Here is a 12952-nt window from a genome sequence, read left to right on the forward strand (position 1 = left end):
GATTGGTCGTCTCCGGTTAAAAAGCGTGCGGCAACTTCCACTTCTACACTTTGATCGCCAGTATCAATCCATTGGTAGTTAAGCCACTGCGTGACAATCACACCACCATCTTGCGGCGACAACATCACATCCAACGTAGGGGTTACATCACTTAGCCAGCCCATATCCGCTTTACCGTTCCATGCAGCCCACGCTTCCAAATCCCAACTCCAGTGCAGCATTAGGTTATGCTGAACGATATTGGCATGCTGAAACCCTTGGGCGTAGCTTGTCGCAAGTAGAGCGCTGCTAGCCAACAGAGAGTTGTTAGGTTCAGGGATCTGAGAGAGTAATTCGCCACGCTCTATTGCTTGTTGCCATTCGCTTTTCGACCATGCTTGGCTGTCGTACCAATATTCAGCAATCACGTTGTGTCCGGCTTGGTTTGCCCAATTCACCCCAACTAAGGCTTGGAATGCGCTGCCCTGCTCCTCAACCGAAACGGGTTGGTAAAGATCATCCTGATGAAACTGATAGCCAACACTTTGCTTTTGCCACAGCATGGAACCGTGCATGGCGATGGATTCATCCCACACCGCAATGGCACTGGCTCCGAGTAAACCTCGGCGCACATCATCGTAATAACCAATAAGTTGATACTCGGTATCACCCACCAGCGCATAACGACGAATACCAACACCTTGCTGCTCTGCGGCTTGATCCAGTGCACTTTGGTCTTGTTGCCCCCAACTTGAATCCGTTGCAATCACCGTCCACTCGCCTGCCATATCGTAGTGTGAGAGTGAAAACACACCCGCACCTTCTTCTGCTACTAAGCCAACAGGGTTTTGTCGATACGGCTTAAACAGATCCAAAGGTCGGTAGCCATAACCCACGCCCCAATCCACGCGCAACTTACCCAAACTCACATCAAGAGTGGTATCTCCGACTTGCCACTCCCCTAGCCAAGCCAGCTCTCTAATCAGCAATTGGTTATCAGCTTCACTCCACCAATCACTCTTTCCTTGTTGATTGAGGTACAAACCTTGGCTGTACAGAGCAAACAAGCCACTGAAGTTCTGATAATTCACCTGCACATCCAACAGTGCATTAAGTGAATCACGAGAACTGCCCTGCGCCTGCATAAATGCGCTGTCACGCTGCTTGGCAGTTTCGTAACTGACAGCCCAATCCCACTCAAAACTCAGCTCATCATTGGCAAAAACAGGGGCTGACGCGCCCACACACAATGAGGCAGCAATCAACAAACTGGTGCTTTTGTTAAGGTTAGGCTGGCGCGATTTCATGTGTCTTCCTTGCTCGTTTTAATGGTTCTATTTACGAAGCTCAGACTAAAGCTGAGTCGTGTTGGCTTTTGGCAAATAACTTGGATTGTAGAACTTGTTATCCAGCTGCCAAGGCACGATTTCTTGGTACTCGATAACGGTCTTTTTGCTCGGCTGAATGCTATCAAGCAAAGTCATCTCACTGACGTAGTCTTCGCCATTGTCGCTTGCACGTCCGTATTGCGCTTGCTTGGCGAGTTTGCCAGAGCGCAAGTAGAGATCAGCTTTAATTGGAAACGCATCTTGCTCAGACAACCATAAGTCGATCTTCTGATAGCTCGCCCCTTTGGTTTTCGCGGTTAAGGCAAGGTGATAAGCCGCAACACTTTCTCCATTCACCGAAACAGTTTCTGTCGCTTTCCATTCACCTTGATAATCTTGGCTCCACGTCAGGGTTGAGATGTCGCCGATAGACGCTTCACCAAGCAGCTTCTGCATTGGCGTAATGCGAATCGGACGGCGGCTCTTTGGCATTTGCAGCCAGTAGTTGTCGCCCATCATCAACATCTTTTGCCCTGCTTCAACCGCTGATTTGAATACCACCAACGATTCACGATTTGGACGCGTGTACACGTGGTAAAGGCGAGTTTTATCTAACTCTTGGTCTTGATATAAGCGCACCAGTGACACCACTTTGGAGGAATCATCTTGCAAGCGGTAGCTGTCGGCTTTTTCAATCAATTGCGCGACTTGCTGTGCATCTAACGCTGTTTCATTCGCACTGGCATTCATGCTTACAACGCCGCTTGCCGTCAGCAATGCAATTGGTAATAGTGATTTGAAATTAAACATAAATCAGTGCCTCCGTAATTGGCTTGTTCACCCCTTTGCGCGCCGAGAAAAACGCCGCAACCAAACAAATCATCAATACTGCGAATCCTGCTATAGCCACCAGCTCCCAAGAGAAGTAAATCGTTAATGGGTAACCTTCTGTGCGTCCTGGCGGTGGCGGCATTTGCACATCCACGACCATCAGTAAGACGGTGACTAACGCAGTAAACAAAGCGCCGATTAAGCTGCCAATCACGGCAAGTAACCCTGCTTCGCGCAAGAACCCAGCAACAATTTCGCGAGGGTAGCTACCAAGTGCTGACAAGGTGCCAATTTCACGGGTACGCTCGGTGACCGACATGGTCATGGTGTTAAACAGCGCGACAAATACCACCAGTGCCATTACTGCACCCATGATGCCGAAGATACGGTCGTACAAATCTTTCACTTTGAGATAGAAGAACGCGCGCTCTTGCCAAGGCGTAATCTCAATATCTTGGTCGCCAAAGTTCTGCTTTTGCTTACTCAGCACCGAAGCCACTTGTTGCTCGACTTGGTTAGTTAAACTGGTATCGAACAGGAAGACAGATAACGCACTGACTTTGTCTGAACCGAGCAACGATTGCGCGCTGTTGATGTGTATGTAAAGTTGGCGTTTATCAAGCTCAGGCACGCCAGTTGAGTAGATGCCACGTACTTTGAAGTCATACGCATTCAATGCACCGTCGGTTGTGGTCGCCAGCAAGGTGATCCAATCGCCAACGTGCACGCTTAAGTTGTTCGCCAAATCAACGCCAAGCATCACTTCCGGCTCTGCTGGGTCATAACGCGATGCATGAATGTTGGACAGCGTTTGCCCTTCGCGCACATCCAAAAACGGTCCTTTCATATCGAATTCGCGCTCGTTCACGCCAATACCGATAAAGATCGATGATTTGTTGCCGTTGGAAATCAAACCACTGAACTCAACTCGTGGCTGCACGCCTCGCACTTCGTTTAAGCCAATCAATTGCTTGGTGATGTCGTCGGCGTGAGTTAAACCGTTACTCAGTGGCATCTCTTCTTCTTTAGCGAAGTAACCCGGCGTGGTTAACGTCAGATGCCCCGTGTCACGTGCTGTCGATTCTTTCAAACTGTCGTAGGTGTAAAGACCAAAACCACCCGCACTGGTTAACGCAAACACGGCAATGGCGATGATCAGCATCGACAACAAACTGCGGCGGCGATTGCGTTGCAGGTTCAACCAAGCAAGGCGAACGGAAACTGGAATTAGCTTGCCCATGAAACCTCCTCCACACTTGCGTGCGTTTGGGTAATTTTGCCATCCACCAATTCAATGGTGCGATCACAGCGGGATGCCATACGAGGGTCGTGTGTGGCGACGATAAAAGTGGTGCCAAGCTCATGTCCAAGCCCTTTCATAATGTCGATGACCTTGTTGGCAGTTTGGCTATCAAGACTTGCGGTTGGCTCATCAGCAATCACCAACGCTGGTTTGTGCACTAACGCACGAGCAATTGCCACGCGTTGCTGCTGACCGCCAGATAGGTTATCGGGCATGTGATGAATAAACTCACCCAAGCCAACGTGTTCTAGCATTTGTGTGGCGAGCTCGGTTTGTTCTGCTTTTGAAAAACCGTTGAGATGTAGCGGATAAGCCACGTTCTCTAACGCTGTCATCACAGGGACAAGATTGAATTTTTGGAACACAAAACCAAGCTTTTCACGGCGCATTTTCGCCGCCTGCATTTGTCCGGTTGGGTATGGGCTGCCTGCAAATGTCACCTGACCTTGGTATTGAGTATCCAGCATGCCAAGCACGTTAAGTAAGGTGCTTTTGCCTGAGCCAGACGGCCCGCATAATGCCACCATTTCGCCGGCAAACACTTCACCAGACACGTCTCGCAATGCACGTACGGTTTGGCTGCCAAGGGCGTAATCGCGACTGAGTTGATTAAAAACGATCATGACGCCTCCCTAATACTTGGCTAACAACGCTTTCGCGGTTTGCGTTTCTAGATTGCTGTCGCCCAATTGCTCCATTTGCGCTAACCATATTTTGGCTTGTTGAACATCTTCAGCGCGCAGTGCCGCTTCAATGGCATAACGGTAAATCCACGAAGTAGCCGCGAAAGGTTGTTGGCTAAAACTCGGTTCATCGAGCAGAGAAAGGTACAGCTCGTAGCCACGCTCAAAGTGATTGAACATGTCTGGCAGAGAGGTAAACGTAGTAGCTGCCATGGCGGTAGCTAGCTGGTATTCCGGCAAGCCTTGTAAGCGTTGTTGCTCTTGCAGTGGTACTGGCTGATTCGCCATTAAATCCAAACCTTTTTGGATTGTGGCAAGACCACGCTCGGTAAACTTCATCTTGTTCCAAGGCATAAACGCCTCACGACCTTGCAACGTCTCCGCACTGCCTAAGTAAACCAAGGTCACTGGCGTTGCGCCCTGCTCTTCGAGTTGTTTGGATAATTCGCCGTAAACGGTATCAACTAAGCCAGAGTCACCTTGCGCTGCTTGGTTGAATTGACTGAGTGTGCGCTCGCTTGGATTAGCCAGAGCCAAATTGCTGCTGAGTGCAAATGCGGCGATAAACGTACTTGCCAGTTTAAGAGCTTTGATTGAGCGAGATTGAGAAACCATCATGTACTGTCCTTAGTTGAACGTGATTTGATGGTTTCAGGTTAAGGGAGAAGATCGCACGCTGCTTTTGCATGCGACCAATGGCAGTTATGCGGAGTGAATGGTATTGAGAGAGGATGAATGACATTCACTTAAACAGAAAATACAATTCCGTTCATTCGTAACGCTACATTTTTACGGCAGTCACAATAAAAACACTGGCTTAAAATCTGAGGCTAGTGTATTTATCCATCCCACAACTACCCATAACAGACAGTGCGCACTCTCCTTTCTTACACACCTTTACATGGTGTCTGTTGTTTCCAAATCGAGATTCTTAGCATCGGAATAGTTTGAACTCTTCGAGTTTTAGTTGTTTTCGCACTCAAAATAGGTGCGTTATTAGGTCGTTGACAATGAATAAGCGTTATTTCCCAAGAGTTGATTTGCCACTACTCATGGCGATCATTCCGATCATGCTGTTAAGTTCGCTCACTCTCTGGAGTGCCAGTAGCTTTAATGAGGCGATGCTCTTCAAACATTTGGCGCGCTGCGGACTGACATTAGTTTGCATCTTGGTCATGTCCTCGATTCCAGCGTCCAGCTATCAGCGCTCAGCTCCATATCTCTACATTATTGCGGTTGCGCTACTACTTGCTGTTGCTTTATTTGGTGATAGCACCAATGGCTCTCAACTTTGGCTCGATATCGGCTTCTTCCGCTTTCAACCGTCTGAACTAATCAAACTTTCCATTCCAATCATGATCGCCTGGATGCTTCATATTGAAGGAGGTCGACCAAACAGTCGGAAAATTGCGTTTTGCTTACTTATTACAATGATTCCTGCCGGGTTAATCGCGCTACAACCGGATTTAGACGGTGCAGTTTTTACCATCATTTATGCATTGTTCGTTTTGTTTTTGGCTGGCATGAGCTGGAAAATAATCTGCGGGTTTATTGCAAGCATTTTAACGTTAGCACCTATTTTATGGTTCTTCGTTATGGAAACCTATCAAAAGAGCCGTGTAACACAGTTCTTGCACCCTGAGTCCGATCCACTGGATTCGGGCTACCAAATCATCCAATCTTTGATTGCGATTGGCTCAGGCGGTATGAAAGGCAAAGGTTGGATGAATGCAACGCAGGGAACACTTGGCTTTATTCCAGAAAGTCATACGGACTTTATTTTTTCGACCTATGCGGAAGAATGGGGCTTTGTTGGCAGTTTAGTCTTACTCGCATTGTACTTGTTTATTACTGCACGCGTTATGTTGCTTGCATGTCAGTCTGACCACTTTTTTAGTCGGCTGGTAAGTGGCGCATTAGCGATGAGCTTTTTTCTGTATGCTTTTATCAATACGGGCATGGTGAGTGGCTTGTTGCCAGTAATGGGTAGCCCACTTCCCTTCTTTAGCTATGGCGGCACGGCGATGCTAACTCAAGGTATCTGTTTTGGTGTAATCATGTCGCTGTGTTATTCCAAATATCGTAACGCATAGCTCTGCTTGAGAAAAAGCGATCAAAAAAAGGCTTCCCTGAGGAAGCCTTTTTACAACGATATGAGCGAGTTAATTACAGCTCTGCGTTGTGGTAGACCTGCTGAACATCATCACAGTCATCTAGAAGATCTAGGAATTTCTGGAACTTCTCAGCATCTTCACCCGATACAGGCGTATGAGTTTGCGGAACGAATGTGATTTCTTCAACATCGATCGTTAGATCTGGGAATGCACCGTTAAGCGCAGTTTTTGTTTTGAAGAATTCTGTGTGAGGTGCGAATACAGTGATAACACCGTCTTCTAGCTCAACGTCAGTAACGTCTACGTCTTCCATCATTAGCGTTTCTAGGATGATTTCATCATCGTCGCCTTTGAACTGGAATACCGCTTGGTGGTCGAACATGTGAGAAACCGAGCCCTCAACACCAATTTTCGCACCGACTTTCACAAAGCATTGGCGTACATCTTGGAAAGTACGGTTACCGTTGTCTGTTAGACAGTCAACGATAACGCTAGTACCGCCAGGGCCGAAGCCTTCGTAACGTGCTGGAGTGTAGTCTTCACCACCGCCACCGTTCGCTTTGTCGATCGCTTTATCGATAACGTGCGCAGGAACTTGGTCTTTTTTCGCTTTTGCGATCAGGTGTTTCAAAGACAAGTTCATGTCTGGATCACCACCACCGTTTTTCGCGCACATGTAAATTTCTTTACCGTATTTGGAATAAACTTTAATTTTCGCGCCTGCAGTTTTCGCCATAGAGGCTTTGCGCACTTCAAAACTTCTTCCCATCGGGATGTCTCTCTAAATTCAAATTTAATGCGAAGGATTTTAGCAAAAAGCGAAACCTTTTCAATTTCGCTTAGCAAAGGAATAGGGAGGTTACCTCATTCGTCGCATTGGATTGAACCATTACCACGGTTCGCGTTAAGCGACACCCATTACTCGTTTGTACTTTTCGACCGATTGCTGGAAAAACGCCTTTTCATCAGCATCGTTAATCTTGGACAACTGTTCTTCTATTGCTTCAGGACCAGATTTGGCCTCTCTGAGCTTCCAAACCAAAAACGACGCCTGCTTATCCAGTTCGATTTTGTTTTTTTCGTCAGGCGGCAATAGGGATAGATTAAACGACATTCACAGCCTCAAGGTACTTTAAATACTAGCCGGGCACTATATCACACAGAGTTACAATTACAGAATAGAAACGCACTTAACTTGATCGATTTCAAGTTAACTATTTAGGCACAGCGCTGATTTTCAGTGCTTTTGGTAAATGCTGTTCGAATATTTGTTGTAATCGAGTCTTGGTAACGGGTTTAGCCACGAACTCGTTCATCCCAACATCGAAGCAATGTTGCTGATCCTCTTTAATGACATTGGCACTTAGCGCAATAATTGGAACGTGTTTCCCCCACTCTCCCATTTTTCGAATTCGCTCCGTAGCAATAAACCCATCCATCACAGGCATTTGGCAGTCCATAAAAATCAAATCGAAAGGCTGCTGATCACACAGCTGCAATGCTTCTTCGCCATGGTTGGCGACACTCACTCGCACACCCAGTTTTTCTAACATGATGCGAACTACCTTCTGATTGACGATGGTATCTTCAACAACCAATACCCAAGGTTTATCATTATCTTGAGGGCTGATTTCGTTGTCTTCCGCTTTCGGGAAATCTAATACATTAAGTTGGTCGGTATAGGTCGATTGCGCATTTATTACAGCAACAGGAATCGAAAATTCAAAACAGCTTCCCAGCCCAAGCTCACTTGTTATTTGTATTTCCCCTCCCATCAAGTTAACCAACTGTGCAGCTATCGCCAAACCAAGCCCTGTCCCACCATACTTTCTGGTGGTACTACCATCAGCTTGTTGGAAGCGTTCGAAGATTGCTTGTTGGTGCTCTTTCGCAATACCAATACCAGAATCCACAACTCGAAACCGTATATGAGCGGTCTCTCCATCAAGTCGAGATAACGCTACAAGAAGCTTCACATGGCCGCGCTCGGTAAATTTAATCGCGTTGCTCAACAAATTGTTCAGAACTTGTTTCAATCGTGTGGCATCACCTTGCACTTCCATTGGCAAGTGGGGATCAATATCGCTGAGCAGCTGTAAGTTTTTCTGCTTGGCTTTGACACTATGTAAACTGATGACATCGTCAAGTAGCTCGCGAAGATCATAGCTCGTGTATTCTAGCTCTACTTTGCCAGCTTCAACTTTAGAGAAGTCCAAAATGTCGTCGATGATCGTCATTAGTGAGTGAGAAGAACTGTCAATGATCTCTACAAACTCTTTTTGCTGGGGATCGAGGTCGGTGTCATTGAGCAACGACGACACACCAATAATGCCATTCATCGGTGTGCGGATCTCATGACTCATAGTGGCAAGAAACTCACTTTTCTTACGATTAGCGACTTCTGCCCTATCGCGTTCAGCCTCTAACTCAGTCTGGTGCTCTTTCACTTTCTCAACACTTCGGTTGTATTTCTCTGCCAAAACACTCACTTCATCAAAGCACCATCGTTTAGGGAGAGTCACTTTACTCGGCACTGTACCGCCACGAAAATCGCTCACCGCACCAGACAGCAATTGTAACGGATTGACCAACAAGCGAAACGCCACCCAAAGAACACCAATGATGAGGACAAGAATTTTGATCGCTTCTGTCGTAAGTAGAAAAAAGAACTGCTGCCAAAGATCTTCATATATCGCGCTAAGATCCGATTGAACCGTTAATATCGCGAGATCATACGTTTTATCGCCGACCCGATACTGCATCGGCCAGCTTCTCTCGACAACATCCTCAGAAAGCGCCGAACCTAATTCAATGATAACTTCGTCTTCACTAGCAATACGTAAGTAGTCCACCGAGGGCATACGCATTGCACCTTGAGCTTGTGTCAGCAACAGCTCCCTATCCTCTACCCACAAACTCGCAGAAAAGCTCGATAAATAGCTAGACTCAACCTGCTTTAATTCAACATCTAAATGGGCTAAATCTTCGTGAAAAACTCGATATAAGCTCACTGTAGAAATGATGACCGTAAAGATTAAACTCAACGTTAATACCGCCAACATAAGTTGGTTGCCGATACTAAAACGACGTTGAGATCGCTCTTTTTCATCCATATGAAACCGCTCCGATAAACTTGCGCTACTCTAAATATAGCTACGCACAAATAATAATCGAGGATACGATGAAAAGACTTCTACTTAGATTGGCTTTTAGCTTAATTGTTGTAAGTTCTCATGTGACCGCAAATCAAGTGAACTATTACGTCATTGCTGAACAAGCTCGACCATTTCAAATTGAACAACAGGGACAAATGCACTCCGGAATTGTGACCGATATCGTCAGCGCTATCTTCGCGGAGTCGGATTACCAAGTGAATTATCATACTTATCCATTTAAACGTATGATTTCCATATTGGAAGAAGGCGCTGAGCCAAACTGGTTAACTTATGGCAGCCCGAACTGGGGCAAGGTGCAATCGGAAAATTTATCTGAGGAGCCCATTTACACTGTAAAACATGTACTGGTGTCGAGTAGCGAGAAGCCTTTAGAATTCAAAAATATGGATACGATGCATGGTCGTTCTATTGTATTACTGCTGGGGTTTGATTATCCAAATTTAACACCGTTCTTTGAAAATGGCGTTGTCAATGAAATGCGTGTGAAAGACTACAACGCCGCATACCGAGTGATAAGCCGAACCCCTGGAGATACAGCTTTTGTCGAGATGGAATCCCGAGTCCTTTACAACTTAAAGCGACTCAATTTGCCGTTAGAGAATTTTCAGATACAGCCTTTCAGCTCGGTTATTCCTGACTACTCAATCTACCTGGCTTTTTCACCTCAAATGCAACCAGAAACTCAAAATTACATCAATACACGACTCGTTGAATTAAAAGCCTCAGGGGAAATTGATGAAATCATTCAAAAGTATCAATGAATCAACTCATTAACAAAAACGCCAACGATGATACGTTGGCGTTTTTGTTAATGAGAAATCTGTAGAACTTACTTAGTGTGGTTAACAAACTTAGGATCAAACATATGCCCCAATTTACTCGCCTTGGTTTGCAGGTAATGTTGATTACTTGGGTTATTCCCTTCTTGTAATGGCACTCGTTCAATGACGTTAATATCAACCGCTTTTAAGGCGGCGAGCTTGCGTGGGTTATTCGTCATTAGACGCACAGCGTCAATCCCCAAATGCTCTAGCATTCCTTTACAGAACGCGTAATCACGCATATCAGCGGCAAAACCTAAACGCTCATTTGCTTCCACGGTATCTGCGCCATCATCTTGTAAGTGATAGGCACGAATTTTATTAATCAAGCCGATTCCACGCCCTTCTTGACGTAAATAAAGCAGCACGCCACATCCCTCTTTGACGATGTTTTGTAGCGCTCTATTAAGCTGAAAACCACAGTCACAACGCGTGCTAAATAGAGCATCTCCGGTAAGACACTCCGAATGCAACCGAATAAGTGGAGCTGCACTTTTTGTTGGCTCACCATAGACCAGAGCAAGATGCTCTTTATTTGTCGCGGCTTCAATAAAGCCGTACATCATAAATGTGCCCCACTGGGTGGGCAATTTGGCTTTATCGATAAACTTCACGAGATTGTAAGGCTCAACATGTCTCAGCTCTGCCCGCACATTCATCAGAATCTCTCCTAGATGATTTTCTCCTTTACCATCTCCCCCGTCTCCCCAAAAGGCATCTTTATGAGAATGCTCTGTTAGGCAAGCGTTACCCGTTCTCATCAATTGCTGCGCTAATGGTGGATTTTGTAGAAACTTTTCCCTAACGATGAAAGCCATAACAGCCAACTTTATATCGTCCCAATCGCTTCTGACAAAGTGTTCGTATTTGCGGCTTAAAGCAAACGCTTCGTCAGGGGTGCTTGCGTGCTGAATTTTACTTTGCAACTGAGCATCGAGAAACTTTTGGGCTTGGTAATAATGTTCGCTGGTGGGCCAAGTTTGGGAGGAGATATTGACTGGGGCATGGCAAAAATTTGAGAGAAAACCGTGGGGCTCATCGGGCTCATAAAAAAGGATTTGATCAACCATACTTGCGCTCCTTGCTTTGTGGTTGCGATAATCAACAAAAAGCATATCGCTACTGATATATCTAGTAACACAAGGTCAGATTGTCAAACTTCTTCGGGACGGGACGTGAGTGTGAAACTCGTGCTTTTGAGGCGCAAGACAGATAAATGGAGGGTTTGAATAAGAGAATAATAGAGTGAAAAAATAAAAAGGGCAGTCCGTCGACTACCCTATGGGTTGCTAAACCAACCTGAGGCGATCAGTGTATCAAGCCAAGCTCCCTTGCTTCTTCAATGGTCAACCCACTTTCACGGATCTCACGTAACGCTTCAATGCGTCTTCTGGCTTCTGCTGATTTCACTGTTTTCTCTGGCTTCACAACGGTTTCCTCATCAGGTAATTCCCATTTGTGAGCGATGTTGGTCATCTCGTCATGGTCGATAGAATTAATAGACATATTTCCTCCGAACACACCATGTTTTCGATGCGTAATCTATAGCAAAACCGGAACAAGGTGGTAAGAAAAACTGTAGGGAAATGTGACCCCTCCCGCCCTTTCGTTAACTCCTTAATAGATTCATCATTTAAGTTTTGCCAAGGGACAAATTTACGATTAAATTTGAGTAATTCCCCCTACGAAAAGTGTGCTGATCTAGCTCTCAATTCTGCTCTTCTTTAGCTTTATCAACGACGAATTACACCACTTCCTGTTTCATCTAACTTTCGAGTCACTTCACTGATTCATGGTTTGATACTTTCTAAAAACCGCCACACCTGATAATGATAATAATTATCTTTTAGATTGGTTAGGTGTTTATATGGATGGTATTAACTTAAGTCATGCATACCACAATGACCCGGTCATCCAGATCCGAGATTTGTGCGTCGATTACATCACTGATAATGGTGATTTTAATGCGGTAAAGTCCGTCAGCCTTGATATCGGCAAAGGCGAAGTATTTGGTCTTGCCGGTGAATCTGGATGTGGTAAAAGCACAATCGCATTCTCAATAAATCGTCTTCATAAGCCGCCAGCGTTCATTTCTGGCGGTAAAATATGGTTTGATGGCAAGGATATCCTTAGTATCTCAGACTCTGAGCTGACCGCTCTAAGGTGGAGTGAAATCGCCATGGTGTTCCAGAGCGCGATGAACTCACTCAACCCTGTCTTAACGATACAAGAGCAATTTGCAGATGTGTTACGACACCATCAAGGCCTCACTAACGCTCAAGCAAAAGATAGAGCAGAAAAGTTGTTGGACTTGGTCAATATTCCTCGAGAACGCTTAGCAGAATATCCTCATCAATTTTCAGGAGGAATGCGTCAGCGGTTGGTGATAGCCATTGCTTTGTCTCTAAATCCAAAACTGATCATTATGGATGAACCCACAACAGCATTAGATGTAGTGGTACAGAGAGAAATTTTACAGCAAATTTATCAGCTTAGAGATGAGTTCGGTTTTTCAGTCCTCTTTATCACTCATGACCTGGCACTCATGAGCCAACTATGTGATCGAATTGCAATCATGCGTCACGGAGAAATCGTCGAAGTCAATCGAGCATACGATATACGCAATCATCCTCAACACCCCTACACGCAAAAGCTATGGGCTTCTTTCCCAAACATCCATGACGTCCACAAACAACCAGAGTTACAAGGAGCGTAAC

At 45.6% G+C, this 12952-nt stretch carries 13 protein-coding genes; 3 read left to right on the forward strand and 10 right to left on the reverse strand.

Annotated features, from left to right (window positions below; all coding sequences use genetic code 11):
- The 5 genes from R7P35_RS00005 to R7P35_RS00025 all read right to left on the reverse strand — a co-directional run.
- On the reverse strand, nucleotides 1-1286 hold a 1286-nt coding region (locus tag R7P35_RS00005; RefSeq protein ID WP_318091547.1), incomplete at its 3' end, for a hypothetical protein.
- Nucleotides 1287-1331: 45 nt separating this feature from the next.
- Nucleotides 1332-2117 carry an outer membrane lipoprotein-sorting protein gene (locus tag R7P35_RS00010; RefSeq protein ID WP_158155607.1) on the reverse strand — a complete coding sequence of 262 codons (786 nt, stop codon included), beginning with the start codon at nucleotides 2115-2117 and terminating at the stop codon, nucleotides 1332-1334.
- Complete coding sequence (locus tag R7P35_RS00015; protein WP_085569468.1) at nucleotides 2110-3378, reverse strand: ABC transporter permease; 1269 nt, start codon at nucleotides 3376-3378, stop codon at nucleotides 2110-2112. The genes R7P35_RS00010 and R7P35_RS00015 overlap by 8 nt, the downstream gene beginning before the upstream one ends.
- Complete coding sequence (locus R7P35_RS00020) at nucleotides 3366-4064, reverse strand: ABC transporter ATP-binding protein (protein ID WP_005374479.1); 699 nt, start codon at nucleotides 4062-4064, stop codon at nucleotides 3366-3368. Before R7P35_RS00020 ends, R7P35_RS00015 begins: the two co-directional genes overlap by 13 nt.
- 9 nt (nucleotides 4065-4073) lie before the next feature.
- Entirely contained in the window at nucleotides 4074-4742 is a 669-nt protein-coding gene (locus R7P35_RS00025; RefSeq protein ID WP_005383200.1) for a hypothetical protein, read from the reverse strand.
- A 392-nt stretch (nucleotides 4743-5134) separates the two neighbouring features.
- On the opposite strand from R7P35_RS00025, the gene rodA reads away from it, so the two are divergent.
- Complete coding sequence (gene rodA, locus R7P35_RS00030) at nucleotides 5135-6217, forward strand: rod shape-determining protein RodA (protein WP_213904671.1); 1083 nt, start codon at nucleotides 5135-5137, stop codon at nucleotides 6215-6217.
- A 73-nt stretch (nucleotides 6218-6290) separates the two neighbouring features.
- On the opposite strand, the gene R7P35_RS00035 is transcribed toward rodA, so the two are convergent.
- The 3 genes from R7P35_RS00035 to R7P35_RS00045 form a co-directional block, all read right to left on the reverse strand.
- On the reverse strand, nucleotides 6291-7007 hold the full coding sequence (locus R7P35_RS00035) for a YebC/PmpR family DNA-binding transcriptional regulator (RefSeq protein WP_005374482.1): 717 nt from the start codon (nucleotides 7005-7007) through the stop codon (nucleotides 6291-6293).
- A 135-nt stretch (nucleotides 7008-7142) separates the two neighbouring features.
- On the reverse strand, nucleotides 7143-7352 hold the full coding sequence (locus R7P35_RS00040) for a DUF3283 family protein (protein ID WP_005374484.1): 210 nt from the start codon (nucleotides 7350-7352) through the stop codon (nucleotides 7143-7145).
- Nucleotides 7353-7452: 100 nt separating this feature from the next.
- On the reverse strand, nucleotides 7453-9351 hold the full coding sequence (locus tag R7P35_RS00045) for an ATP-binding protein (RefSeq protein ID WP_213904670.1): 1899 nt from the start codon (nucleotides 9349-9351) through the stop codon (nucleotides 7453-7455).
- A gap of 68 nt (nucleotides 9352-9419) precedes the next feature.
- Here R7P35_RS00045 and R7P35_RS00050 point away from each other — a divergent pair, with 68 nt between their 5' ends.
- Nucleotides 9420-10175, forward strand: a complete 756-nt coding sequence (locus R7P35_RS00050; protein WP_213904669.1) for a substrate-binding periplasmic protein — start codon at nucleotides 9420-9422, stop codon at nucleotides 10173-10175.
- A 68-nt stretch (nucleotides 10176-10243) separates the two neighbouring features.
- Here the strand turns inward: R7P35_RS00050 and ribA are convergent, their stop codons facing one another.
- Nucleotides 10244-11305, reverse strand: a complete 1062-nt coding sequence (gene ribA, locus R7P35_RS00055; RefSeq protein ID WP_017635221.1) for a GTP cyclohydrolase II — start codon at nucleotides 11303-11305, stop codon at nucleotides 10244-10246.
- Between the two features lie 238 nt (nucleotides 11306-11543).
- Nucleotides 11544-11741 (reverse strand): PA3496 family putative envelope integrity protein, encoded by a 198-nt coding sequence (locus R7P35_RS00060; protein WP_005374493.1) that lies wholly within the window; start codon nucleotides 11739-11741, stop codon nucleotides 11544-11546.
- 361 nt (nucleotides 11742-12102) lie between these two features.
- Between R7P35_RS00060 and R7P35_RS00065 the strand changes: the two genes are divergently transcribed.
- Nucleotides 12103-12951, forward strand: coding sequence for an ABC transporter ATP-binding protein (locus tag R7P35_RS00065; RefSeq protein WP_025768715.1), 849 nt, complete (start codon nucleotides 12103-12105; stop codon nucleotides 12949-12951).
- The last annotated feature ends 1 nt before the right edge of the window (nucleotide 12952 follow it).

Source organism: Vibrio sp. Vb0304 (genome assembly GCF_033338995.1).
Classification (GTDB): domain Bacteria; phylum Pseudomonadota; class Gammaproteobacteria; order Enterobacterales; family Vibrionaceae; genus Vibrio; species Vibrio alginolyticus.